This window comes from Sporosarcina sp. NCCP-2716 (assembly GCF_023707985.1).
GTDB lineage: Bacteria > Bacillota > Bacilli > Bacillales_A > Planococcaceae > Sporosarcina.
Map to the genome: position 1 here is coordinate 363,441 of NZ_BRCF01000001.1, position 24,881 is coordinate 388,321.

28 protein-coding genes and 1 riboswitch are annotated in these 24,881 nt (G+C 55.4%); of the genes, 23 read left to right on the forward strand and 5 right to left on the reverse strand.

Annotation, left to right across the window (positions count from 1 at the left end; all coding sequences use genetic code 11):
• The first annotated feature begins 83 nt into the window (after nucleotides 1–83).
• Nucleotides 84–1,346, forward strand: a complete 1,263-nt coding sequence (locus tag NFU03_RS01860; RefSeq protein WP_251635627.1) for a methionine gamma-lyase family protein — start codon at nucleotides 84–86, stop codon at nucleotides 1,344–1,346.
• A gap of 309 nt (nucleotides 1,347–1,655) precedes the next feature.
• Here the strand turns inward: NFU03_RS01860 and lexA are convergent, their stop codons facing one another.
• Nucleotides 1,656–2,276, reverse strand: coding sequence for a transcriptional repressor LexA (gene lexA / locus NFU03_RS01865; RefSeq protein ID WP_251635628.1), 621 nt, complete (start codon nucleotides 2,274–2,276; stop codon nucleotides 1,656–1,658).
• A 188-nt stretch (nucleotides 2,277–2,464) separates the two neighbouring features.
• Here lexA and NFU03_RS01870 point away from each other — a divergent pair, with 188 nt between their 5' ends.
• The 6 genes from NFU03_RS01870 to NFU03_RS01895 all read left to right on the forward strand — a co-directional run bounded on the left by NFU03_RS01870 (nucleotide 2,465) and on the right by NFU03_RS01895 (nucleotide 6,877).
• Nucleotides 2,465–2,782 (forward strand): LysM peptidoglycan-binding domain-containing protein, encoded by a 318-nt coding sequence (locus NFU03_RS01870; RefSeq protein ID WP_251635629.1) that lies wholly within the window; start codon nucleotides 2,465–2,467, stop codon nucleotides 2,780–2,782.
• Complete coding sequence (locus tag NFU03_RS01875) at nucleotides 2,782–3,441, forward strand: YneB family resolvase-like protein (RefSeq protein ID WP_251635630.1); 660 nt, start codon at nucleotides 2,782–2,784, stop codon at nucleotides 3,439–3,441. Before NFU03_RS01870 ends, NFU03_RS01875 begins: the two co-directional genes overlap by 1 nt.
• A gap of 64 nt (nucleotides 3,442–3,505) precedes the next feature.
• Nucleotides 3,506–3,739, forward strand: coding sequence for a DUF896 domain-containing protein (locus NFU03_RS01880; RefSeq protein ID WP_251635631.1), 234 nt, complete (start codon nucleotides 3,506–3,508; stop codon nucleotides 3,737–3,739).
• A gap of 108 nt (nucleotides 3,740–3,847) precedes the next feature.
• A complete protein-coding gene (gene tkt / locus NFU03_RS01885) occupies nucleotides 3,848–5,854 on the forward strand; it encodes a transketolase (RefSeq protein WP_251635633.1) in 2,007 nt (668 codons plus the stop codon).
• 191 nt (nucleotides 5,855–6,045) lie between these two features.
• Nucleotides 6,046–6,492 (forward strand): sporulation inhibitor of replication protein SirA, encoded by a 447-nt coding sequence (gene sirA, locus NFU03_RS01890; RefSeq protein ID WP_251635635.1) that lies wholly within the window; start codon nucleotides 6,046–6,048, stop codon nucleotides 6,490–6,492.
• A 148-nt stretch (nucleotides 6,493–6,640) separates the two neighbouring features.
• Nucleotides 6,641–6,877: a YneF family protein gene (locus NFU03_RS01895; RefSeq protein WP_040286784.1), complete on the forward strand. Its 237-nt coding sequence runs from the start codon at nucleotides 6,641–6,643 to the stop codon at nucleotides 6,875–6,877.
• Between the two features lie 117 nt (nucleotides 6,878–6,994).
• On the opposite strand, the gene NFU03_RS01900 is transcribed toward NFU03_RS01895, so the two are convergent.
• On the reverse strand, nucleotides 6,995–7,921 hold the full coding sequence (locus tag NFU03_RS01900) for an alpha/beta hydrolase (protein ID WP_251635637.1): 927 nt from the start codon (nucleotides 7,919–7,921) through the stop codon (nucleotides 6,995–6,997).
• Between the two features lie 18 nt (nucleotides 7,922–7,939).
• On the reverse strand, nucleotides 7,940–8,842 hold the full coding sequence (locus tag NFU03_RS01905) for a hydroxymethylglutaryl-CoA lyase (RefSeq protein ID WP_251635639.1): 903 nt from the start codon (nucleotides 8,840–8,842) through the stop codon (nucleotides 7,940–7,942).
• A gap of 119 nt (nucleotides 8,843–8,961) precedes the next feature.
• Here NFU03_RS01905 and NFU03_RS01910 point away from each other — a divergent pair, with 119 nt between their 5' ends.
• The 4 genes from NFU03_RS01910 to NFU03_RS01925 all read left to right on the forward strand — a co-directional run bounded on the left by NFU03_RS01910 (nucleotide 8,962) and on the right by NFU03_RS01925 (nucleotide 12,231).
• Nucleotides 8,962–10,146, forward strand: coding sequence for an acetyl-CoA C-acetyltransferase (locus NFU03_RS01910; protein ID WP_251635642.1), 1,185 nt, complete (start codon nucleotides 8,962–8,964; stop codon nucleotides 10,144–10,146).
• Nucleotides 10,147–10,169: 23 nt separating this feature from the next.
• Nucleotides 10,170–10,418, forward strand: coding sequence for a YqkE family protein (locus NFU03_RS01915; protein WP_251635643.1), 249 nt, complete (start codon nucleotides 10,170–10,172; stop codon nucleotides 10,416–10,418).
• A 63-nt stretch (nucleotides 10,419–10,481) separates the two neighbouring features.
• The gene (menC, locus tag NFU03_RS01920; protein ID WP_251635644.1) at nucleotides 10,482–11,591 is read left to right on the forward strand and encodes an o-succinylbenzoate synthase; all 1,110 of its coding nucleotides are present in this window, start codon (nucleotides 10,482–10,484) and stop codon (nucleotides 11,589–11,591) included.
• Between the two features lie 67 nt (nucleotides 11,592–11,658).
• Entirely contained in the window at nucleotides 11,659–12,231 is a 573-nt protein-coding gene (locus NFU03_RS01925) for a YhcN/YlaJ family sporulation lipoprotein (RefSeq protein ID WP_251635645.1), read from the forward strand.
• 46 nt (nucleotides 12,232–12,277) lie between these two features.
• On the opposite strand, the gene NFU03_RS01930 is transcribed toward NFU03_RS01925, so the two are convergent.
• Complete coding sequence (locus NFU03_RS01930; RefSeq protein ID WP_251635646.1) at nucleotides 12,278–13,372, reverse strand: branched-chain amino acid aminotransferase; 1,095 nt, start codon at nucleotides 13,370–13,372, stop codon at nucleotides 12,278–12,280.
• Nucleotides 13,373–13,563: 191 nt separating this feature from the next.
• Between NFU03_RS01930 and NFU03_RS01935 the strand changes: the two genes are divergently transcribed.
• From NFU03_RS01935 to NFU03_RS01945, 3 genes are all read left to right on the forward strand, one after another.
• Entirely contained in the window at nucleotides 13,564–14,682 is a 1,119-nt protein-coding gene (locus NFU03_RS01935; RefSeq protein WP_251635647.1) for an NAD(P)/FAD-dependent oxidoreductase, read from the forward strand.
• Between the two features lie 69 nt (nucleotides 14,683–14,751).
• Nucleotides 14,752–14,853: riboswitch (purine riboswitch) on the forward strand.
• Nucleotides 14,854–15,001: 148 nt separating this feature from the next.
• Nucleotides 15,002–15,586 (forward strand): xanthine phosphoribosyltransferase, encoded by a 585-nt coding sequence (locus NFU03_RS01940; protein ID WP_251635648.1) that lies wholly within the window; start codon nucleotides 15,002–15,004, stop codon nucleotides 15,584–15,586.
• Nucleotides 15,583–16,875 (forward strand): nucleobase:cation symporter-2 family protein, encoded by a 1,293-nt coding sequence (locus NFU03_RS01945; protein ID WP_251635649.1) that lies wholly within the window; start codon nucleotides 15,583–15,585, stop codon nucleotides 16,873–16,875. Before NFU03_RS01940 ends, NFU03_RS01945 begins: the two co-directional genes overlap by 4 nt.
• 51 nt (nucleotides 16,876–16,926) lie before the next feature.
• On the opposite strand, the gene NFU03_RS01950 is transcribed toward NFU03_RS01945, so the two are convergent.
• Entirely contained in the window at nucleotides 16,927–17,829 is a 903-nt protein-coding gene (locus NFU03_RS01950) for an aldo/keto reductase (protein ID WP_251635650.1), read from the reverse strand.
• A gap of 62 nt (nucleotides 17,830–17,891) precedes the next feature.
• On the opposite strand from NFU03_RS01950, the gene NFU03_RS01955 reads away from it, so the two are divergent.
• The 9 genes from NFU03_RS01955 to NFU03_RS01995 all read left to right on the forward strand — a co-directional run bounded on the left by NFU03_RS01955 (nucleotide 17,892) and on the right by NFU03_RS01995 (nucleotide 24,878).
• A complete protein-coding gene (locus NFU03_RS01955) occupies nucleotides 17,892–18,437 on the forward strand; it encodes an NUDIX domain-containing protein (protein WP_251635652.1) in 546 nt (181 codons plus the stop codon).
• Nucleotides 18,438–18,497: 60 nt separating this feature from the next.
• Complete coding sequence (locus tag NFU03_RS01960) at nucleotides 18,498–19,013, forward strand: hypothetical protein (RefSeq protein ID WP_251635653.1); 516 nt, start codon at nucleotides 18,498–18,500, stop codon at nucleotides 19,011–19,013.
• Between the two features lie 83 nt (nucleotides 19,014–19,096).
• Nucleotides 19,097–19,555 carry a ferric iron uptake transcriptional regulator gene (fur, locus tag NFU03_RS01965; RefSeq protein ID WP_251635654.1) on the forward strand — a complete coding sequence of 153 codons (459 nt, stop codon included), beginning with the start codon at nucleotides 19,097–19,099 and terminating at the stop codon, nucleotides 19,553–19,555.
• Nucleotides 19,556–19,648: 93 nt separating this feature from the next.
• On the forward strand, nucleotides 19,649–20,542 hold the full coding sequence (gene xerD / locus NFU03_RS01970) for a site-specific tyrosine recombinase XerD (protein ID WP_251635655.1): 894 nt from the start codon (nucleotides 19,649–19,651) through the stop codon (nucleotides 20,540–20,542).
• A gap of 24 nt (nucleotides 20,543–20,566) precedes the next feature.
• Nucleotides 20,567–21,766 carry a phosphopentomutase gene (gene deoB / locus NFU03_RS01975; protein ID WP_251635656.1) on the forward strand — a complete coding sequence of 400 codons (1,200 nt, stop codon included), beginning with the start codon at nucleotides 20,567–20,569 and terminating at the stop codon, nucleotides 21,764–21,766.
• A gap of 5 nt (nucleotides 21,767–21,771) precedes the next feature.
• Nucleotides 21,772–23,082 carry a pyrimidine-nucleoside phosphorylase gene (locus tag NFU03_RS01980; protein WP_251636209.1) on the forward strand — a complete coding sequence of 437 codons (1,311 nt, stop codon included), beginning with the start codon at nucleotides 21,772–21,774 and terminating at the stop codon, nucleotides 23,080–23,082.
• 214 nt (nucleotides 23,083–23,296) lie between these two features.
• Nucleotides 23,297–23,650 (forward strand): anti-sigma factor antagonist, encoded by a 354-nt coding sequence (locus NFU03_RS01985; RefSeq protein ID WP_251635657.1) that lies wholly within the window; start codon nucleotides 23,297–23,299, stop codon nucleotides 23,648–23,650.
• Entirely contained in the window at nucleotides 23,640–24,086 is a 447-nt protein-coding gene (spoIIAB, locus tag NFU03_RS01990) for an anti-sigma F factor (protein WP_251635658.1), read from the forward strand. Before NFU03_RS01985 ends, spoIIAB begins: the two co-directional genes overlap by 11 nt.
• A gap of 3 nt (nucleotides 24,087–24,089) precedes the next feature.
• Nucleotides 24,090–24,878 carry a SigF/SigG family RNA polymerase sporulation sigma factor gene (locus NFU03_RS01995; RefSeq protein WP_285835401.1) on the forward strand — a complete coding sequence of 263 codons (789 nt, stop codon included), beginning with the start codon at nucleotides 24,090–24,092 and terminating at the stop codon, nucleotides 24,876–24,878.
• Nucleotides 24,879–24,881 lie beyond the last annotated feature (3 nt).

Consider the following 24,881-nt stretch of genomic DNA (forward strand, 5'->3'; position numbering starts at 1 on the left):
ACATACAGGCTCTATCATTTACCAGTGCGTCCCGAACTGCTAAAATGAGCAGTGAACTTACGGTAAAGAATGGAGCATCCTGAATGAGTATACAGCAATTGAACGACGAAATCCTGCAGCGTTCGGAAAAAATCGAAACGGACATCCGCCCGTATACACGCGAAACAGAGCGGATTGCGCTTTTCAACCAGCAGAAAGTGCTGTCCGCCTTCCGCAATAACCGCGTCAGCGACTTCCATCTGAACGGGTCCACAGGCTACGGCTACGATGATACCGGCCGCGATGTACTTGAGCGTGTCTACGCCGATACGTTCGGTGCGGAAGCCTGCCTCGTGCGCGGCCAGATCATCTCCGGCACGCACGCCATCGCCATCGCGCTGTTCGGCATCCTGCGCCCCGGCGACGAACTGCTCTATGTAACCGGGAAACCGTACGACACACTGGAATCGATCGTATCGGGGGGCGAAAAGGACACCGGCTCCCTGCGAGACCTGTCGATCGGCTACCATCATGTCGACCTGCGCGCGGACGGCAGTGTGGATTTCGATGAAGTGGAGCGTAATATCAGCCCGGCAACGAAAGTGATCGCCATCCAGCGTTCCCGCGGCTATGCGGACCGGCCTTCCTTCACCATCGAAGACATCCGTGACATGGCAGAGCGCATCAAATCGAAACATCCAGATATCATCCTATTCACAGACAACTGCTACGGTGAATTCACCGAAGAACGCGAACCGACAGAAGTTGGCGTCGATATCATGGCCGGCTCCCTCATCAAAAACCCGGGCGGCGGCCTCGCACGCACGGGCGGCTACATCGCCGGCCGGGCGGATCTCATCGAGAAGTGCAGCTACCGCATGACATCTCCGGGTCTCGGCTCCGAAGCCGGTGCCTCCCTCGATACCTTAAGGGAGATGTACCAGGGCTTTTTCCTGGCGCCGCACGTCGTCAGCCAGGCAGTCAAAGGCGCCCAATTCACCGCCGGGATGCTCGCGTCCTACGGCTTGAAGACGTCGCCGCACTATTCGGCAAAACGCACCGATCTGATTCAGTCGGTCTCGTTCGACAGCGCCGAGCAGATGATCGCTTTCTGCCAGACGATCCAGGCCAATTCGCCGATCGACTCCCACGTCAGCCCGGTCCCTTCCTATATGCCGGGCTACGCGGATGATGTCATAATGGCGGCCGGCACGTTCATCCAGGGATCCAGCATCGAACTGACCGCGGACGGCCCGCTGCGCCCGCCGTACACGGCCTACGTACAGGGCGGCCTGACGTACGAACATGTCAAAGCCGCCATCCTCTCCTCCGTCGGACGGCTCGAGGAACTCGGCCTCATCCAGTGACCGGCCGGCGCTGCGGGGGCTCATGCATCCGGGTAAGCGCTCATAAATCTGGGGGAACGCTCATGAATCATGAAACCCGCTCATAAATCCGGGGAAACGCTCATAAATCGCAGAAAGCGCTCATAAGTCGCCAGAAGCGCTCATAAATCTGAGAAAGCGCTCATAAATCGCCAGAAACGCTCAAAAATCTCAGAAAGCGCTCATAAATCCCAAAAAACGCTCATAAACACCGGCACCCCATCACGCCGGCCATACAAAAAACTGCACGGTGCGCCTCCGAACAAGGCGCACCGTGCAGTTTTTTCTAGTTTAATGGATCGCCCGGTAGACACCGACGACTTTTCCGAGAATCGACACGTTCTCCACGATGATCGGTTCCATCGATGAATTCTCAGGCTGCAGGCGGAAGAAGTCCTTCTCTTTGAAGAAACGCTTCACCGTCGCTTCGTCCTCTTCCGTCATCGCGACCACGATCTCCCCGTTGCTCGCTGTATGCTGCTGCTTCACGACGACACGGTCCCCGTTCAGAATACCGGCCTCAATCATACTTTCACCGAGAATCTCGAGCATGAACAGATTATCTTCCGACGTACCAAACGAATCAGGAATCGGGAAATACTCTTCAATATTCTCGATTGCAGTGATCGGCAGTCCGGCAGTGACTTTCCCGACGAGCGGAATGTGGAGTACGCCGGTCTTCAGCTCATCCGAGCCATCCTGATCGAGCACTTCGATCGCGCGCGGTTTTGTCGGGTCCCGCCGGATCAGCCCTTTGCTCTCGAGCCGGGCAAGATGCCCATGCACTGTCGAACTCGAAGCCAGTCCCACAGCCTCTCCGATTTCACGGACGGACGGCGGATATCCCTTTTTCTGGACTTCATCTTTGATAAACGTCAGGATGTCTTCCTGCCTTTTTGAAATCTTCTTCAAAAGTATTCACCTCTTCACTAGATTCGCAGGCGCTTGCCGCTCTGCACCGTGTTTCTATAAAAATAGTATAACAGGTGTTCGTACATATAGCAAACAGAGGTTCGAATTTTGCGGTTGACAGCCAAACCTTTGTTCGCTTATAATAAATATCACATAAGCGAACGTACATTCTGAAAGGGGTCATCATCATGACAGCACTTCTTGCACGAAACAAAACAATTATCATTGCATTCATCCTTTTCTCTGTCCTCATTCTCATCTTTTTCGCGAAATTATCGGTTCCCCGTGACGTTGTCGAAGTCACCGTCGTCCAGGGTGACACGCTGACCTCGCTCGCAAAGCAGTATGCGGGCGAAGTCCCGGCCGACCGCTGGATCCGGGAAGTGGCCGCGCTCAATGATCTGGATGGCACCGGCATCATCGCAGGCGAAGGCCTGAAAGTTCCGCTGCACCCGATCCTTCAGTCGGATGATGTCCGCCTCGTGCTTGCAGAGGAGGGGAACTGATGGACAACAACGGAGACTGCGTAATCTACTGCCGGGTGAGCACGGAAAAGGACACCCAGGAAATGTCGCTTTCCCGGCAGCAGGAAGAACTTGAAGTGCTGGCTGATACACTCGGCTACACGGTCGCTGCCTCCTTTTCCGACCGGCAGAGCGGCTATGAGATCGACAGGGACGGACTGCTCGGCCTCCTCGACTTTGTCCGTGATGAACCGGTTGCCGCAGTGCTCGTCCAGGACGAGACAAGGCTCGGCAGGGGGAACGCGCGGGTAGCGGTGCTGCACCTGCTCGCGAAGACGCAGACAGCCGTCTTCACCAACCATGACAGCGGCCCGCTTGAGCTGAACGAAATGGATACCATGCTGCTCGAGATCCTCGCAATCGTCGAGGAGTACCAGCGGAAACTACATAATGCAAAAATACGGCGGGGGATGAAACGGGCTGTCGAAGCGGGGTACCGACCGGAACGGAACTTGCGCAACCAGGGAAACGCAGAGGGCAGGGAACGGATCGATACACCGATACAGGAGATCGTCTCGCTGCGTGAGAAAGGGCTGACATTCGAAGAGATCACCAATGTGCTGAAAGGGCTCGGCCATCATGTCAGCAAAGCGACCGTCCACCGGAGATACCAGGAATATGCAGCCGGACACGAGAGCTAAATGGTTGCACTTCGGCTCGTTTTTGTTTACGTTAAATTGACGAACGAGTACAGGAGGGAACCGAATGCTGGAGGAAAAGAAAATCAAGCGCATCAATGAGCTCGCCAAGAAATCCAAAACGGACGGATTATCGATCGAAGAGGCGAAAGAGCAGTCCCAGCTGCGGAGCGAGTATTTGAAGACGTTCCGTTCGACCATGCGCGATACGATCGAGAACGTGAAAGTCATCGATCCGGACGGCAATGATGTCACGCCTGATAAAGTGAAAGAAGCGAGAGACAAAAAGTTCCTGAATTGACCGGAACGCCCTATACCTGAAACCGCAGTTTGTATTCCTGCGGTTTTTTCATTACAATGGATGAGGAATCTGAATCAATGAAGATAATTTGAAAGGGTGTTCTTACCGATGACCACTACTGTTGATCAATTGGCGATAAACACGATCCGAACGCTGTCAATCGACGCAATCGAAAAAGCGAATTCCGGCCACCCGGGCCTGCCGATGGGAGCGGCGCCGATGGCTTACGTCCTCTGGACACAGCATATGCACCATAACCCATCGAATCCTTCCTGGTTCAACCGCGACCGCTTCGTCCTGTCTGCCGGACACGGATCTATGCTGCTGTACAGCATGCTGCACTTGAGCGGATACGACCTTCCTCTGGACGAACTGAAGAATTTCCGTCAGTGGGGATCGAAGACGCCGGGACATCCTGAGTATGGCCACACAGCAGGTGTCGAAGCGACAACCGGACCGCTCGGACAGGGGATCGGCATGGCAGTCGGAATGGCGATGGCGGAAAAACACTTGGCTGCCACTTACAACAAGCCCGGCTTCAACATCGTCGATCATTACACGTACGCGCTGTGTGGAGACGGCGATCTGATGGAAGGTGTTGCGGCGGAAGCGATCTCGCTCGCCGGCCACCTGGAACTCGATAAGCTCATCGTTCTCTATGACAGCAACGATATTTCGCTCGACGGCGAACTGGACATGTCCTTCACGGAGAAGATCCAGAAACGTTTCGAGTCGTATGGCTGGAACTACCTTCGCGTCGAAGACGGCAATGATACCGTCCGCCTGAACGAAGCGATCGGCCAGGCCAAGAAGAACACGGGCGGCCCGACACTGATCGAAGTGAAATCGGTGATCGGCTACGGTTCCCCGAACAAATCCGGGAAGTCCGATGTGCACGGCGCCCCGCTTGGCGAAGACGAGATGAAACTGACGAAAGAATATTACAAGTGGACATTCGACAAGGACTTCCATGTGCCTGACGAAGTCTATGAAACTTTCAAATCTTCCATCCAGCAGCTCGGCGTGGACACCGAGTCGGAGTGGAACAAGCTGTTCGGTGCGTACGAGCAGGAGCATGGCGATCTTGCCAAGCAGCTGAAAGCGGCAATCGACGGCACCGATACGGAATCGATCCAGTCGCAGCTTCCTGAATATGCTGCAGGCAAATCCGTCGCGACCCGTTCCGCTTCCGGCGAGTCCATCAACGCAATCGCCGGCGCACTGCCTTCGTTCTTCGGCGGCAGCGCGGACCTTGCCGGATCCAATAAGACGGCCATCAAAGCAGCAGGCGATTTCCTGCCGGGCAGCTACGAAGGACGCAATATCTGGTTCGGTGTCCGTGAATTTGCAATGGGGGCTGCACTCAACGGTATGGCTCTGCACGGCGGCCTCCGCGTGTTCGGCGGCACATTCTTCGTATTCAGTGATTACGTGCGTCCGGCTGTCCGCCTTTCTGCGCTGATGGGTCTTCCTGTCACATACGTCTTCACACACGACAGTATTGCGGTCGGCGAAGACGGGCCGACGCACGAACCGATCGAGCATATCGCGTCACTCCGTGCGATGCCGGGTCTGTCCGTCATCCGTCCGGCCGATGCCAACGAAACGTCGGCGGCATGGAACTTAGCGGTGACGTCTGTCAATAAGCCGACGGTCCTCGTGCTGTCCCGTCAGAATCTGCCGGTGCTCGAAAAATCGGCACAATTGGCACACGACGGTGTCCGGAAAGGGGCATATGTCGTATCACCGGCCAAAGCAGATCTGCCTGAAGCGATTCTGCTCGCAACAGGATCCGAAGTGAGCCTTGCGGTCGAAGCCCAGAAGACACTCGGCGAAAAGGGGATCGACGTCTCTGTCGTTTCCATGCCGTCTTGGGACCGTTTCGAAGAGCAGGATGCTTCCTATAAGGAGCAAGTGCTGCCGAAAGCGGTAACTGCCCGCCTCTCGCTCGAAATGGGCTCGTCCCTCGGCTGGCATAAATATGTCGGCACAGAAGGGGATGTCCTTGCGATCGACACGTTCGGCGCAAGCGCCCCTGGCGAAATCGTCATGAAAGAATACGGTTTCCATGCGGCTAACGTTGTCGCGAAAGTCGAAAAGCTCGTCGGCAAGTAATCTGCCGGCATCGATAATAAAGGTTTGATCATGAACTGCCTGCCTGAACATCCTCTCCGGATGATCGGCAGGCAGTTTTTTTATCCGATAGGCAGCCGTTAATATTCGACAGAACTAGTCGTAGTCCGTTCCGCGAATAGACAGTCTTTTTAAAACCGTTCCGGTACGATGGAAGAAAGGAGTGGTCATTCATGCGAACTTATGGAATCTATAAAATCAAAGAAACCTATCAGGATTTTGTGCTGGGCAGGGAGCGCTTGCTGTATGATCTGCTGAAAGCGGACGAAACCGACACCCACTTACAGGAAGTCCGATATTTGTGCGACCGGCTGGAGATCAGTTCGATCGAAAAGGCGATCATGAACGAACTTGGAAAGAACTTTCACACGATCGACGCGGGGGATATGAACTATACATTGACGCATCCGCTGAAAGGGACCATCGATGTCGGTTTTTCAAGCCATGCCCTTCATGCGACCTGTCACGGATCCCGTATGCTAGACCTCGATCTATTCGTTGCGCTGTCGAGTGCGGAGGACCGTTACTTTGCGATCATGGACGAATCCCGAGAATGGGGCTGGCTGAAACCGATTCGCACGCCGGATTCTGCAATGTCCCGCGGCTGCCTGCTCGCCTGAGCGGGAGTTTGAATAATCGGTATTATGCGACGCCGGCAGTCTATAATTGCGATAGCCGTCATTGAGACGTTGCGCACATAGCCTTCGATGCTGTATAATCCTTCTTGGTGGAAACACTTGGACTATTGCAGCAGGGGAGGTAGTACGTATGACTGTTTGGTGGATTGTAGGAATCATCGTCGCACTTGCAGCTGGAGTAGCGCTTGGTTTCTTCTTGGCTCGTCAATATATGATGAAGTATCTGAAAGAAAACCCGCCGATTAATGAAGATATGCTCCGCATGATGATGATGCAGATGGGGCAGAAACCTTCTCAGAAAAAGATTAATCAAATGATGGCGCAAATGAACAAAATGTCCGACAAAGAAGCGAAAAAGAAGAAATGACCCGTTATTATACTCGATGCCTTTTTTCGGTATCGATCACATAACTGAGGGGCGGCTGCGGAGTATCAGTTACTGATACCCGGCAGACGCCCCTTTTGTTTTTCCGCAATCCGGTATTCAGTTGAGAAGGCCGTACTTCCTCAGGAAACGCCGGACCGCCGTTTCGTATTCCTCCGGGTTTTCATTGAACGAGCGGGCGTGCGCGCCTCGGGGGAATAGTTTGATAGCTTTCGGGCCTTCTTTCAATCGATACAGTTCCTCGGTCATCGCTGGCAGGATGAAATCGTCTTCCAGGCTGTGGATGAAGAGCATCGGCCGTGTGATACGGCCAACAGCCTGCTTCGGGGAGACGAGCGACGTCGTGTACCCGTCGCGGATCTTCAAGAACAGATTGGCGATCCGGATGACTTTCGGTGTGCGCAATGGGGTCGTCGTCTTCAGTATATGGAACACCTGGTCCGTGAAGTCGGAGAACGGGCAGTCCGCGATGTAGAAGTCCGCTTCCTCGTCGTACGTGCCCGCCGTCAAGATCATTGTCGCAGCCCCCATCGATTCGCCGTGGATGCCGAGCATCGCCCGTTTGCCGATCCGGTCTCGGACAGCGGTCACAATCGCCTGCAGATCCATCTTCTCGTAGAACCCGAAGCTTGTCGTCCGGCCGCCGGATTCCCCGTGGCGCCGGTGATCGTAGACGACCGAGTTGAATCCGAGCCGTTCGAACATACGTGCATACTTCATGGAATTCACTTTGTTTTCGGTGACCCCGTGGCAGATGATGACGGTCCGCGTCGTATCGAGCGGCTGCAGGAAGACGGCATGGAGGAGGTAGCCGTTCGGGGACGGGATGCGCATGACGGTTTTCCGCACCGTTTCGTACCAATGCGCATCGAACCGCCTCGCGATCGTTTCCCGCTTCAGAACGACTTCCGCATCTTTCGTCTTCAGGAACATGAGCCGGTTCGTCGCAAGGATGCCGAAAACCGACACAGCCCCCGCTGCAAGCGCCGTCACGCCGCCTGTAATTGCTAGAAAGCGCTTCCTCACGCCGCCACATCCTCTCTTTTAGATCCTGCCGTTTTCGAACAGCCGGTACATCCCTGTTTCGATCGGGCGGGAGACGTGCGGCGCGATCACTTCGACGGCTCTGCACACATCCTTCACACGGATCCCCGTCCCGATGCCGAGTGCGTCGAGCATGTTGACGACATCTTCCGTCGCGACGTTGCCGGTCGCCCCGTCAGCGAACGGACATCCTCCAAGGCCTCCTGCCGCACTGTCGAACCGTGTGATGCCCGCTTGCAGGGCAGCAAAAATATTGGCGAGCGCCATCTTGCGTGTATCGTGGAAGTGCGCGGCCAGCAGAACTGACGGAAAAGCCTGCTGCAGCCGGGAGAATAACTCATAACTCCCCACAGGATTCGCCATGCCGACAGTATCGGCCACACTCAGTTCATCCACACCGAGCGCTACAAATTTGCGGCACAGCTCCATGACGTCCTCCACTTCGATCTTCCCTTCGTAGGGACAATAGAATGCGGTCGATATGCACGCACGGACGAATTTACCCTGCGCTTTCAATTCCCCGATAACGGGGGCGAGCGCCTCGACACTTTCCTCTGTCGACCGGTTGATGTTCTTTTGATTGAATGTATTGCTGACGCCGACGAATACGGCGATCGCTTCCGCCCCTGCTTCCAAAGCGAGTTCCACACCTTTCGAGTTCGGCGCGAGGACGATCGGCCTGCTCACTGCGGCCGCCTGCTGCACGATGTCTTTCGCGTCTTTCATCTGCGGCACCCACTTCGGGGAGACGAACGACGTGAGTTCCATCTCGGAAATGCCTGATTCCGCCAGCCGCCGGATGAACTCCAGCTTCACATCAGTGTCCACTTGCATTTTCTCATTCTGCAGGCCGTCTCGCGGACCGACCTCGATTATTGTTGCGCGATTTGGTAAACTGAACATACAATCCCTCCTATAGCCTATTCTACCGGACGGTTGCGGATGCAGGCAATTCATAAGTGGGAATGTTCAGGTAATCATCATGGGAATTATTGTTTCATCACCAAAAGGGGGAACCAGACATGACAGAACAAATTGTAATCGCAAGTGCGGTACGGACGCCGATCGGCTCATTTCTAGGGTCACTGAAATCTTTCAGTGCTGCGGAACTTGGCGCTATCGTCATAAAAGAAGCTGTGAAGCGGGCGGGCGTGCCTGCCGGCGAAATCGACGAAGTCATCATGGGGAATGTGCTTCAAGCGGGAGCCGGTCAGAACCCAGCACGTCAGGCGTCCATGAAAGCAGGACTGTCCGAACAAGTGCCTGCCATGACGATCAACAAAGTGTGCGGATCCGGTCTGAAGGCCGTCCAGCTCGCACGTCAGGCGATCCTGTCAGGGGATGCGGACGTCATCGTAGCAGGCGGCATGGAGAGTATGAGCCAGGCGCCATATGTCTTAAAGAATGCTCGGGAAGGGTTCAAGATGGGGGATCAGAAACTGGTCGATACGATGGTTTCCGACGGTCTCTGGTGTGCCTTCAACGACTATCATATGGGCATCACGGCCGAGAACCTGTGTGACCGGTATGAGTTGTCGCGCGAGGAACAGGATGAATTTGCGGCGGCCTCACAGAAAAAAGCGGCCGAAGCACGATCGGCAGGGCGCTTCCAGGAAGAGATCGTCCCTGTTGAAATCCCTGTACGGAAAGGGGATCCCATCGTGTTCTCGGAAGACGAGTACATCAAAGAGGGGACGACAGCTGAGAAACTCGCCAAGCTGCGCCCTGCATTCAAAAAAGAGGGAAGCGTTACGGCTGGCAACGCATCCGGCCTGAACGACGGCGCCGCCGCTCTCGTGATCATGTCGAAGACGAAAGCGGACGAGCTCGGCGTCACGCCGCTTGCCGTCATCACGGCCAATGCCAATGCAGGGGTGGATCCATCCGTCATGGGGATCGGGCCCGTCCAGGCAGTGAAGAATGTCCTGGCACGTGCTGAACTGTCGCTGGATGATATCGATCTGATCGAAGCAAATGAAGCGTTTGCAGCACAATCCCTAGCGGTGGATCGTGAGCTGAACTTCGATCCCGGCAAATTGAACGTGAATGGCGGTGCTATCGCTCTTGGACATCCGATCGGCGCAAGCGGTGCCCGTATCCTCGTTACGCTGCTTCACGAAATGCAGCGGCGTGACGCAAAACGCGGACTTGCCGCCCTCTGCATCGGAGGCGGCCAAGGCGTGGCAGCCGTCGTCGAACGGCCTTAATCGAAGAAGAAGGAGAGATGGACATGGCGAAGAAGAAACAGCAGCCGCGCGAGACAGGTAGCAAGAAAGATGACGGCGCGATGACGCTCGCCGACGCACTCGGCGACAGTGTCCTCGCCAAGCTGAAAGCAGCTAAATCGGAACTGTCCGAAGAAGCGGCCCAGGCGGAAGAACAGCGCAGGCAGCAGGCGGTCCGCGAGCAGAAAGAACGCGAAGCGAACAAAAGCTTCGGGGAACTGCTCGATGAGTATGACTGGCCGGCCGGCAAATAAGATGGACGGACACCGCACTGCTTTTTAGAAGTGCGGTGTTTTTCAAAGGAGATGAACGAGCTGATGGAAATTCGAAATGTCACGATCCGGGAGCTTGAAATGACGATGAAACAGCCATTCGCGACGAGTTTCGGATCCATGCAGGCGAGACACTTCACAATCGTGGAAGTGACCGATGAACACGGGAACCGGGGGTACGGGGAAGGGGTCGCCTTTCCTGCCCCTTTCTATACGGAAGAAACGACGCAGACCTCGATCCACGTCATGCGCGATTTCCTCATTCCCCTGCTCAAAGGAAAAAGGATTTCCCATCCTGACGAAATCCGTGATCTTTTCATGCCGATCCGGAAGAACAATATGGCAAAAGCCGCTATCGAATGCGCTGTCTGGGACTGCTATGCGAAACGTGAAGATGTGTCCCTGTCAGCTGCACTCGGCGGGACGAAAAAAAAGATCGGCACAGGGATCAGTATCGGCCTCCAGCCGACTGCGTCAGAACTTAACGAACGGATAGCCGCCAGTCTAGCCGCCGGATACGAGCGCATCAAAGTGAAAGTGAAGCCGGGCAGGGATATCGGACTGCTGGCAGAAATCCGCGAAGCATTCCCCGATATTCCGCTCATGGCGGATGCCAACTCGGCCTACTCCCTGGACGATCTGGATCTTTTGAAGGAATTCGACCGTTTCAGCCTCCTGATGATCGAACAGCCGCTTGGAGCGGATGATATCGTCGACCACGCGGTTTTGCAAAAGGAATTGGATACACCCATCTGTCTCGATGAAAGCATTTTATCCGCCGATGACGCGAGGAAAGCGATCGGACTCGGCAGCTGCCGGGTCGTCAATATTAAAATCGGCCGGGTGGGCGGACTGACGGAAGCGAGAGAGATCCATGACGTCTGTCAGGCGGCGCGGATCCCCGTCTGGTGCGGAGGCATGCTTGAAGCAGGCGTCGGCCGCGCCCATAACATCGCACTCACCTCCCTGCCGAATTTCACGCTGCCGGGGGACACTGCCGGATCGTCGAACTATTGGCACCATGACATCATCATTCCCGAAGTGACGGTAGATCATGGGGAGATCACTGTGCCGGAAGGACCGGGAATCGGTTGCGAAATCGATTGGCCGGAAGTTGAGCGCCGAACAATCCGGGTGACCGAACTGAATTTGTGAAACCGATACATAATTCCTTCGCCTCCTGCCCATACTGTTCAGTAAACAGGATGGAGGAGAGAAAACAATGAAGAGAATTTGGATGTTTCTGGCTGCCGCCCTGCTCATCGCTTCGCTCGCAGCCTGCGGCAAGAAAGACAACAATAATGCCGGCCAGACGACGAACAATGCGACGACAGAAAACGGCACTGCCGACAACGGAACGACAGAGAACGGTACGACAGACGGCAATAATGGGACAGGCGGTATGGACGATGGCGGGACGGCAGGAACGACTGAAGGGGCAGGTACGGAAGCCGGGAATGACGGAAACCGGGTGGAAAATGCCGACAAGGTTGCCGACGCGGTGAAAACGGTCGACGGGGTCGACCACGCCAGTGTCCTGAAGATGAATGACAGTGTGTATGTAGGTGCAACTTTGAAGGAAGGTACAGCTTCATCGCAAGATATCGATGAAAAGATTGCCGACAAAGCGAAAGAGGCAACGGGCGATACTGACAAAGTGTACGTGTCGACAAACCCTGACTTTGCTAAGCAGATTGACGACTACCATGCGAAACTGCAGGGCGGGGAACCTGCGCAGGGCTTGTTCGATGAAATCGGCGATGCGCTGAAACGGATCTTCCCGGACGCACACTGAAACGACAAAAATGCCCGGCCCCTCAAATGGGGGTCCGGGCATTTTGTCATCCGATTTTTTCTAACGGTGCAGACAGGTTCGTCACCCAGCCGAGCGGGTCTTCGACAACCCCCATCTGGATGCGGGTAAGTGTGTCATACAGCTTCTCCGACAGCGGTCCGGTCTTGCCGCCGTTGACTTCCATGATCGTCCCGTTCCAGTTCAGCTCGCCAACCGGGGAAATGACAGCTGCCGTTCCTGTACCGAACACTTCCTCGAGTTTACCTGCAGCGAAACTCTCCGCCACTTCCTCCATCGAAATCTGCCGCTCCGTCACAGGCGTCCCCCAATGCGCAAGAAGTTCGATGATCGATTTGCGGGTGATCCCTTCGAGAATACTGCCGTTGATGGCCGGTGTGATGATCTCCCCGTCGATCTTGAAGAAGATATTCATGCTGCCGACTTCCTCGACATATTTGTGCTCCACTCCGTCGAGCCACATGACTTGGGAATACCCTTTAGCACTTGCCGTCTCCTGCGCTTTCAGTGCAGATGCGTAGTTGCCGGCTGTCTTCGCTCCGCCGGTCCCTCCTTTGACGGCACGCACGAATTCGTTCTCCACGAGGATCTTCACCGGGTGGATCCCTTCTTCATAATACGAACCGACCGGTGACAGGATGATGTAGAACTGATAGGTCGCAGCAGGCGCCACTCCGAGGAACGCTTCCGTCGCAATGACGAACGGCCGGATGTACAGCGAAGTGCCTTTCAGGCGGGGGACCCATTCCTCTTCCACTTTCAGCAGTTCCAGCAGACCTGAGAGCGCCCGTTCTTCATTGACTTCCGGCATGCATAGGCGGTCGAGGGACCGATTAAGCCTTTTGAAATTCTCCTGGGGACGGAACAGCCGGATGGACTCATCTTCTGCCCGGTAAGCTTTCATGCCTTCAAAAACGGTCTGGCCATAATGGAAGACGATTGCAGCGGGATCAAGCGAAATAGGTGCATAGGGCACAATCCGGTGATTCTGCCAGCCTTCACCCTTTACATAATCAGCGATGAACATATGGTCCGTGAATGTCCGACCGAATAGGAGCGTTTCGTCCAGCGGTTTTACTTTTCGGGAATCGGTCCGTGTTACAGTGATCTCAGGTGTCGTCATTTCTCATGTCCCCTTTGTAAGTGATAGCTGTCGATATATCGAATACTGCCATTATACGCCTTTTTATTCAAAAAGAAAGAATAGTCCGTATTTTAATTTTGTTACAGATTTGAAATCGTTTTCACGAGCTTGGTTTGAGCATTCTTCTTAGCAAGTGTACACTAAGTGATGAAAAAAAGGAGTGAATCAGCATGCAGAAAATCGTGATCGCAGGAGCGGGGATAGCCGGCTGTTCCGCTGCTTATGAACTGGCGAAGAGGGGATGCACCGTCACAGTGATCGACCGTGCCGACACGGGCCGGGCGACGGATGCAGCAGCCGGTATTATCTGCCCCTGGCTGTCGCAGCGGCGGAATCAGGACTGGTACCGGCTCGTCCGCCTGGGTGCGAGACATTACGGCGGGCTCATCGCCGAGCTTGAACAGCTTGGTGAGAAGGAAACGGGGTACCGGAAAGTCGGTGCTCTCCAGCTGTACAGCGACGAAGCCAAACGGGACAAGGCGTATGAGCGTGCGCTTGCAAGAAGGGAGGAAGCGCCTGAGATCGGTGATATCGAAAAGGTCGATACGTATCAGATTGCAAAGCTCTATCCGCCGGCTGCTGCCGGCTACGCAGGATTGCATGTATCAGGCGCCGCCCGGGTCGACGGGAGGAAGCTGCTGCAGGCACTGAGACGGGCAGCCGAGCATCACGGAGCTGAATTTATTGCAGGTAATGCTCAGCTCGAAAACGACGGAAGCGGAACTTTGCGCATACAGGTAGATGGCCGGCTATATACTGCAGACCGTCTGATCTGGGCGACAGGAGCCTGGCCGCCCGATTTCGAAAGTCTCGGACTGGAGCTCGCCGTTCGGGGACAGAAAGCGCAGATCGTCCATCTGGATCCCCACGAGGAACAGGCGAAAGATTGGCCGGTCGTCATTCCGCCAGGCGACCAGTATCTGCTGTCATTCGATGATGGGCGGGTCGCTGCAGGCGCGACACATGAGGACGATGATGTCTTCAATCCCTCAGTGAGCGCAGGCGGAATCCGGGAAGTGCTGGACAAGGCGCTCGACGTCGCTCCAGGGCTCCGGCATGCCGAATGGGTCGGAGCAAGGACAGGTGTCCGGCCGTTCACACCCGGTTTCCTGCCGGTGGCGGGGGAAGTTCCGGAACATCCCGGCATGTACATCATCAATGGGCTCGGCGCCTCGGGGCTGACAGCAGGGCCGTTCATCGGGAAGCTCCTCGCACAGATATGCACGGGGGAAGAGACAGACGCGGACATGGCACCTTATGCGCCGGACAGTGCCATCCATGCACACTGAAGGAAAACGGTTACATTTTTTAATTCGCCCTGAAGGCTTGTAATTCCGTTGCCGCATGCTATACTAAAGTCAAAATCGAATACATTCACTCATATAATAGCGGGGATATGGCCCGCAAGTTTCTACCGGTTTGCCGTAAACGAACCGACTATGAGAGCAACGGAAGCGAAACATCCTGCCGAACGACTGCAGGTCCCTGTTTCGTTCTATCTGGTGACTTTTTAGCCGTGATGATCCTTGCTCCACTCATAGATATGATTGGATGCGCGGGTTATGCGGCTTTTTTGCATGCCCGCCCTATCATTGAGGAGGAAATGGAATGGAATTGCTGAAGAATAAGATTTTAGAAGAGGGCAATGTTCTCCCGGGGAATGTACTGAAAGTCGATTCGTTTTTGAACCACCAGATCGACCCTGCACTGATGCAGGCGATCGGTGATGAGTTCGCGGAGAAATTCGGTGACGCGGGCCTCACGAAGATCCTCACGCTCGAATCCTCTGGTATCGCACCGTCCGTCATGGCGGGGCTGCGGCTCGGCATTCCGGTCGTCTTCGCCCGCAAGCGTAAATCGCTGACGCAGAACAGTGAACTGTACAGTGCATCGGTCTACTCGTACACGAAGCAGGAGTCGAATGAGATTTCCGTGTCACAGGCACATCTCGGCGAAGGGGATACCCTCCTCATCATCGACGACTTCCTGGCGAATGGACAGGCTGTGCTCGGTCTTCTCGAAATCGCGGAACAATCGGGAGCTTCCGTTGCAGGCGTCGGTATCGTCATCGAAAAAGGCTTTCAGCCGGGAGGTGCCATGCTCCGTGAAAAAGGGCTTCGCGTGGAATCACTCGCCATCGTCGAATCGCTCGAAGACGGACAAGTTACCTTCAAGGAGGCGGTCGGACAATGAAGACGACACTGCTCGGAATCCAGCATCTGCTCGCCATGTACGCAGGCGCGGTACTCGTCCCGCTTATCGTCGGCGGTGCCATCGGCCTGACTCCCACTCAGCTGACGTATCTCGTTTCGGTCGATATTATGATGTGCGGGATTGCGACACTGCTGCAGATCATGACGAACAAGTACTTCGGCATCGGTCTGCCTGTCGTCCTCGGCTGTACGTTCACTGCGGTCAGTCCGATGATTGCGATTGGCAGCTCATTCGGCCTTTCCGCAATCTACGGATCCGTCATTGCGTCCGGCGTGATCATTGTTATCATCAGCGGATTCTTCGGCAAGCTCGTCAAGTTCTTCCCGCCGGTCGTCACCGGTTCAGTTGTGACGATCATCGGGATCACCCTCATCCCCGTCGCGATCACCAATATGGGTGGCGGTCAGGGGGCAGCGGATTTCGGATCGCTGCATAATATCCTGCTGTCATTCGGTACACTTGCATTCATCGTTCTCGTCTATCGGTTCTCGACAGGGTTCCTGCGGGCGATCGCCATCCTGATCGGTATGGCGGCAGGGACGGTCGCAGCGATCTTCATGGGGGTTGTCGACTTCACCCCTATCCAGGAAGCATCTTACTTCCACCTGACGAAGCCGTTCTTCATCGCCATGCCGTCGTTCCACTGGCAGCCGATCCTGACGATGACCATCGTGGCGATGGTGTCGCTCGTCGAGTCGACGGGTGTCTACTTTGCGCTCGGCGACATCTGTGATGAGAAAATAGAGCAGAAGAACTTGGCGAAAGGATACCGGTCAGAAGGTCTGGCGTCCGTCATCGGCGGAATCTTCAATGCTTTCCCTTATACGACATTCTCTCAAAATGTCGGACTCGTCCAGATGTCCGGGGTCAAATCCAGGAAAGTGCTCGTCATTACGGCCGGCATGCTGATCAGTCTCGGTTTCCTGCCGAAAGTCGCTGCACTCGCTATTGTCATTCCGAATGCGGTCCTTGGCGGGGCAATGGTGGCAATGTTCGGCATGGTCATTTCACAGGGCATCAAAATGCTCAGTACGGTCGTTGTCGGCTCACAGGATAACGCCATGATCATCGCATGTTCCGTCGGCATCGGCCTCGGTGTCTCTGTCGTTCCGGAGCTGTTCGCGAAACTGCCGCAAGGACTCCAGCTTCTGACGAGCAACGGAATTGTTGCAGGAAGCGTAACAGCCATTTCATTGAATATCATTTTCAATATGCTGCCGAAGCGGAAACGCAAGAAAGCGGTCGTGTTGACTGAACAGGAAGCATGAAAAAGAGAGCGGAGGATGAACCAGATCCTCTGCTCTCTTTCTTTTCGTCTATTATATCCGATGTTCCGCGTACGAATGACGAGCAAGCAGTTCAGTGAGCTGCTGCAGTTCCTCCTGCGGGATTGCAGTCTCATATGCGCGGAGGGAGTCGTCCAGCTGTTCCAGGGTCCGGGCTCCTGTCAGTACTGAAGCGACGGCGTTCGAGGACAGACAGAAATGGATCGCTGCCGCGTGCAGGCTGGTACTTTTCTGATCGAGATGGCGGATCAAATCTGTCAGCTCAGGCTGTCCATACTCTGCAAACGAATCGACTGTCCGCACACGTTCCGGCCCTTCCGCCGTCAGCAGCCCTTTCGCGAGCGGCCCGCGTGCGATGACAGATGCGCTGTGACCTGTGATCAGATCGAACCATTCTTCCGGACGGCGGTCGAGCATACTATACTGCATCATGACGGAAACCGCGCTGCTGTCTGAAAGGAAGCGATCGATGACGTTAGGGCGGATCGACGATATCCCATACTGCCGGATGACCCCTTCCTCTTTCAGGCGTTCGAACGCTTCGATCGTCTCATCGGCATCATCTTCGATCGTCCCGCCGTGCAGCTGATACAAGTCGATGTAGTCGGTGCCGAGACGTGTCAGGCTCGCTTTCACCGCTTCCATGATGTGCTCCTTCGAAGGGTCCCAGGACCATGTACGGCCGTCCGCATTCATCCGGTTTCCGGCTTTCGTCGCCAGGATGACTTCTTGACGGCGTCCTTTCAGTGCCCGGCCGACCAGCTCCTCATTCGTTCCGCCGCCGTACAGATCGGCGGTGTCGAGCAGGTTGACGCCTGCATCGATGGCAGAAGCGATGATCCGGTCCGCCTGTCCCTGATCTTCCGGAAGGGACATGCAGCCGAGCCCCAGTTCTGAAACGAAGAGCCCGCTCCGGCCAACTTCTCTTTTCTTCATGCAAACACCTCCTGAAGTCTCATGGTATACTGGTCCAAACAAGAAAGAAAGCGGGGAAGCTTATGGCGAAATTTGAAGAGAAGACGACTTCGAGCAAGACGATCTACGAAGGGCGGATCATCGAGCTCCGTGTGGACGAAGTGGAACTGCCGAACGGCAAGCACTCCTCCCGGGAACTCATCAAACACCCGGGAGCCGTCGCCGTCATCGCGCTGACAGATCAGGGAAAACTGGTGCTTGTCGAACAGTTCCGGAAAGCGCTCGAGCGGACGATCATCGAAATCCCGGCAGGCAAGATCGATCCGGGCGAAGATCCGGAGCGGACAGCGGCACGCGAACTGGAGGAAGAGACGGGCTATCGTGCCGGCAGGCTCCGGTTAATCCAATCATTCGCGACTTCACCCGGCTTTGCGGACGAAGTCATCCATCTCTACCTGGCCGAGGAGCTGGAGCGGGTGGAAAATCCTGCCGAAGGCGATGAGGACGAGTTCATCGACGTCTATGAATGTACACTGAAGCAGGCGGAAGCCATGGTGGAGGACGGCAGGATCTATGATGCCAAAACGGCATTCGCCGTCCTGTTCGCGAAACAACTGTACGCAAACTGATCTACTATTTCCCTCCGGACAAGCATAGACTTATAAAAACTATGTGAAGGCGGGAAGTCCATGATACGTTCTTTGTCGTTCATCCAGCTGTTTGTCGTATTGGCTGTCGGCTATCTCGGCGGCGTCCTGCTCTGCCGGAGCCTGCCGTCAGCCGATTTCTCGGCACTGGTCCGTTTGTATGATCCGCGGGCTGCTGCACCGGACGGTTCCCCGGTCTTCTACCAGCTGCTGTCGGTCCTGTCATTCTATATCCTCGCCATCGGCCTCTCCCTGTCCGGCAAGACGAGATGGCTGGTAATGAGTATCGGGGCATTCAAAAGTGTGCTGTTCGGCCTCTCTTCCGCTTATATTCTTGCAAACGGCGTGAAAATGCTCGCTTATGCCGGCTGGTGGTTCCCATTCCAGCTGCTGGCGACATTCCTCGTCTGCATCTGCTGCTGGACGCTGGCGCCGCCGTTCTTCGTCAGGCAGCCGAAGCAGAAGACGGCCTCTTTGCGGCTCCCGCTCATACTGGCGGCAGCCGGACTGCTCGTATTCCTCGCCGACAAGGTTGTCTTCCGGCTCGTAGGCGGATGAGCCCCCTCCGGGACAGCCCCCTTTCTATTGTCAACACGAATAGCGTTTTGCTATAATAGAATCATTCTTGAGGGGGGCGTCCTATGGAAAGCCGAATCGAACGCATTAAAAAACAACTGCATGGGGCCAGTTACAAATTGACGCCTCAGCGAGAAGCCACGGTAATGGTGCTTCTGGAAAACGAAGCGGACCATCTCAGTGCAGAAGATGTCTTCCTGCTCGTGAAGGAAAAAGCCCCGGAGATCGGTCTGGCTACCGTTTACAGAACGCTTGAATTGTTAACGGAACTGAAAGTAGTCAACAAAATCAACTTTGGAGACGGCGTTGCGCGATATGATCTGCGTCAGGAGGGGGCAGAACGCTTCCACCACCATTTAATATGCATAGAGTGCGGAACGGTCGATGAAATCCAGGAAGATCTCCTCGGAGATGTGGAAAAGATCGTTGAAAAGCGGTTTGGATTCACGGTCAAAGATCATTGGCTCACCTTCCATGGGATTTGCAGACGATGCAAATCCGAGGGGGATACAAAGGGAAAGTGAGGGAGGGCGGCATCATGCTGTCCTCTTTTATTGTTCCTTTCAAAAAAAGGAGGGAGGTCGTCCGGCGGTGTTCAGCCGGACGCCCGATCAGAAATGGCGGACTTGCGCTTTGCATTGCAGGACTATCTGCACTATCTGAAAGTGGAACGGCAGCTCGCGGATAACACGGTCGTTTCGTACCGCCGAGATCTGACGGCATATGTCGGCTGGCTGGCAGGCCGGCAGACGGAACCGGAACGGATCGATCAGCAGAGGATCCTCGATTATCTCCACGCGCTGAAAGAGGAAGGGAAGTCGGCTCGGACACTGTCCCGCCACATTTCGTCAATCCGCTCGTTCCACCAGTTCCTGCTGAGGGATCAGGTGCTGAAAACCGATCCGACCGTCCATCTCGAACTGCCGAAACTGGAAAAGAAACTGCCCCGGGTGCTTTCTGTCAAGGAGATCGACCGCGTCATCATGGCAGCCGGGACGGACACCCTGCAAAATATTCGGGATACTGCTATTCTTGAATTGTTATACGGCACGGGGATGCGGGTAAGTGAACTGATAGGGATGGATACGGAAGACTTGAATGTCACGATGGGATTCGCCCGTGTTTTCGGCAAAGGCAGCAAAGAGCGGATCATCCCGCTCGGCAGCACGGCCGTGAAAGCGTGTACAGAGTATCTGGAGCGTGTCCGTCCGGAGTTCGTATCCGGCAGTGCCACGGATGCCCTGTTCGTCAACAGCCGCGGAGGAAGGCTGACGCGGCAGAGCATTTGGAGCCTGCTGCAGGCCGTCTCCGAAAAAGCCGGACTTAGCCGGAAACTGACACCGCACATGCTGCGCCATTCGTTCGCGACCCATCTGGTCGAGAACGGTGCCGATCTCCGCGCGGTCCAGGAAATGCTCGGGCATGCGGACATTTCCACTACACAGATCTACACGCACGTCAGCAGGACACGCCTCAAGGACGTATACAGCCAGTATCACCCGAGGGCGTAACCAATCATTCAGGAGGTCACAATCATGAGCAAACAGCCATTCAAACGAATTCACCTGATCGTACTCGACTCGGTCGGGATCGGTGAAGCACCCGATGCCGCCGACTTCGGCGACGAAGGAGCGGACACTCTCGGCCATATCGGCGAGCATATGGAAAACGGGCTGCAACTCCCGAACCTTGCACGCATGGGCTTGTCCAACATTAAGGAAGTCCCGGGCGTGCCGGCAGCCGGTGAGCCGATCGGTTTCTACGGCAAAATGCAGGAAGCCTCCGTCGGAAAAGATACGATGACCGGGCATTGGGAAATCATGGGCCTTAATATCGACAAGCCGTTCAAAGTGTATCCGGACGGGTTCCCGCAGCAGCTGGTCGACGAGCTCGAACAGCGGACAGGCCGGAAAGTCATCTGCAATATGCCGGCCAGCGGAACAGCGGTCATCGAAGAATACGGGAAAGAACATATGGAAACTGGCGCGCTGATCGTCTATACGTCAGCGGACCCTGTGCTGCAGATCGCGGCTCACGAAGACATCATCCCTATCGAGGAGCAGTACAGGATCTGCGAGATTGCCCGCGAGCTCACGCTGCAGCCTGAGTTTCTCGTCGGCCGCGTAATTGCACGCCCGTTCGTCGGGGAGCCGGGCAGCTTCGTCCGGACGTCGAACCGGCATGACTATGCGCTGAAACCGTTCGAACCGACCGTCATGAATGCACTCCAGGATGACGGGCGCGACGTCGTGGCTGTCGGGAAAATCTCGGACATCTTCAATAACGAAGGAGTGACGAAAGCGGTCCGTACGAAAAGCAACATGGACGGCGTGGATAAGCTCCTTGAGGAGATGGAGTCCGATTTCACCGGTCTCAGTTTCACGAATCTCGTAGACTTCGATGCGCTATTCGGCCATCGTAGGGATCCGCAGGGCTACGGCAATGCACTGCAGGAATTCGATGCACGTATGCCGGAAATATTGGACCGCCTGCAGCCCGATGATCTGCTGATCATCACGGCGGATCACGGCAATGATCCGATCCATCCAGGGACGGACCATACACGTGAATTCGTTCCGCTGCTCGTCTATTCACCGAGGTTCACAAGCGGCGGGTCCCTGCCGCTGCGCAAGACATTTGCGGATATCGGCGCGACGGTCGCTGAGAACTTCCGCGTGAAAGCACCGGAATTCGGGGAAAGTTTCCTGCCGGCATTATTGGAGAAGGCAAGGTGATCGGTATGCGGATGGTCGATGTTATCCAGAAAAAGAGAGACGGCGAGACGCTGACGGACGAGGAGATCCGTTTCTTCGTCGACGGCTATACGGACGGGTCCATCCAGGATTATCAGGCGAGCGCCTTCCTGATGGCGACCTATTTCTCGGGTATGGAATCCGAAGAGCAGGGCGCCCTCACGATGGCCATGGTCGAATCCGGCGACCGGATCGACCTGTCCGCCATCGAGGGGATCAAAGTGGACAAACACTCAACGGGAGGCGTCGGGGATACGACGACACTCATCCTCGCTCCGCTCGTCGCGGCATGCGGCGTCCCTGTCGCCAAAATGAGCGGACGCGGTCTCGGGCATACGGGCGGCACACTCGATAAGCTGGAATCGATCGAAGGTTTCCACGTCGAAATTACGGAAGAGCAGTTCGTCCGCCAGGTGAATGACCTCAAACTGGCTGTTATCGGACAGAGCGGCAACCTGACGCCAGCCGATAAGAAGCTGTATGCATTGCGGGACGTCACAGCGACCGTGGACAGCATCCCGCTCATCGCGAGCTCGATCATGAGTAAGAAGATTGCAGCAGGCGCCGATGCAATCGTCCTAGATGTGAAAACAGGGGACGGCGCATTCATGAAGACGCCGGAAGAGGCTGAAGTGCTTGCCGAAGCGATGGTCGGCATCGGCAGCGAAGTCGGCCGCCATACGATTGCGGTCATTTCGGATATGAGCCAGCCGCTCGGTTTCGCGATCGGCAATGCGCTTGAAGTGAAAGAGGCGATCGAGACACTGCAAGGCCGGGGGCCGGAAGATCTGACGGAACTCTGTCTCGTGCTCGGCAGTAAGATGCTCATCGCCGGCGGAAAGACGGATGATACGAAGGAAGCACGACACCTGCTCCGCGAAGTGATCGACAACGGGGCGGCGCTCGAATTGTTCGCCAAGTTCCTCGAGGCACAGGGCGGAAATCCGGAGATTGTCAGAAATCCGGAACTGCTGCCGAAGGCTCCTGTCATCCGGGAAGTGAAGTCGACAACAACCGGGTACGTTTCCAAGATGGAAGCCGACGAAATCGGTGTGGCTGCCATGCTCCTCGGGGCAGGGCGTGCGACGAAGGAAGACGATATCGACCTGGCCGTCGGAATCGTTCTGAAGAAAAAGATCGGTGATTACGTCGAAGCCGGCGAACCGATTGCGGTCATTCATGCCAATTCAGAAGATACCCAGAAAACGGAAAGCATGCTATGCAAGCATATCCACATTTCCCGGCAGCCGAAGAAACGTCCGCCGCTCATTTACAAAGTCATCGACCGAACCAATTGAACAGCGGTTTGAACAAAAAGCACCATTTACGCTAACGCGTGAATGGTGCTTTTTTTAATTCGGTATCTGTCTAATTCTGCTGGAAGTTGTCCACACTGACCGGAGAGATGTTTGTCACATTTTGCTGCCCTGACACTAGTTTTGACTAGTTGTGTCACGAAGGAGGAATCCGCAGGAACCCCGTTGAATAGAGGGCGGGAAGGAGGCGGTAGATGTGACACAATTGTCAATTACACCAGAAGGAATCATCGTCGTTACGCTGCAGGGGGAATTGGGGAATCACGAAGCGAACCGGATACGGACACAAATTTCCTCGGAAATTTTCGGCGGCACCGCACATGCCATCATTTGGGATCTCACTCATCTGAGTTTCATGGACAGTTCAGGAATCGGGCTCGTCCTCGGGAGAATGAGGGATCTCGCTCCGCAGCAGGGGGAGACATTGATCTTGAACCCATCGCCGACGATGGAGAAGATATTCCAATTCTCAGGTCTCGGATCGGTCGTCAGGCGCGGCACCATAGAAAACGCGATAGGGGAAATCGGAGGGGTTTACCATGAACAATGAGATGACATTGTCATTTGCCGCACATGAAGAGAACGAAGCACTCGCCAGGATGACGATGACATGTTTCATCACACCGCTGGATCCGACGCTCGAAGAACTGTCCGAGTTCAAGACGATCGTCTCGGAAGCGGTCACGAATGCAATCATCCACGGCTACGATTGTGACGGCAGCCGGGAAGTGACCATCCACGCCAAGATCGAAGACAGCAAAGTGACGATGACCGTGCGGGATGACGGCAACGGGATCTTCGACGTGGACCAGGCGATGGAGCCGATGTTCACGACGAAACCGCTGCTCGAGCGGTCGGGGATGGGCTTCACGATCATGGAAAGCTTCGCGGATTCCCTGTCCGTCGAGTCCGCTATCGGCCAGGGGACAGTCGTCCGTTTCGAAAAAACATTTTCTCCGGTCACGGAAAAAAGCAGAATGAGGTGACCGATGAAGATGTCTGTTGACAAAACGGAAGCACTTCTAACCCAAGAGGAAATGAGAATGCTGATTCAGCAGTCCCAGGAAGGCGATAAGGAATCGCGCCGCCGGATGATTGAAGGCAACACGCGTCTCGTCTGGTCGATCGTCCAGCGGTTCGCCTCGCGAGGAGCGGACTTGGAGGACCTCTTCCAGATCGGCTGCATCGGCCTTATGAAATCGATCGACAAATTCGATCTGTCCTACGAAGTCAAATTCTCGACATATGCCGTCCCAATGATCGTCGGGGAAATCCAGCGTTTCCTGCGGGATGATGGGATGGTCAAAGTGAGCCGGTCGATCCGTGAACTGAGTTTCAAGATCCGCCATGCGACGGACAGCTACGTAAAAAAGTACGGCACGTCACCGTCCATCACGGAACTTGCCGCTGAACTCGATGTAGCGGTCGATGACATCATCCTTGCATCGGATGCACTGCGGGACCCGGCTTCGCTTCACGAACAGCTGTACGACAGCGAAGGGGACAGTCTGACACTCATGGATCAGCTGAGGGATGACCGGTCTGCAAGGCTGTTCGATCACATTCCGCTGCGTGACGTGATCTCCCGGCTGAACAAGCGGGATCAGACGATCATCTACATGCGGTACTACCTGGACTGCACACAAAGCGATATAGCGGAACGGATCGGGATATCCCAGGTGCAAGTATCCCGGCTCGAGAAGAAGATACTGGCCCAGCTGAAAACCTGGATGGGCGCCACACCTGAAGAGAAGGTAGAAAAAGCGAGGGCTGATTAGCAC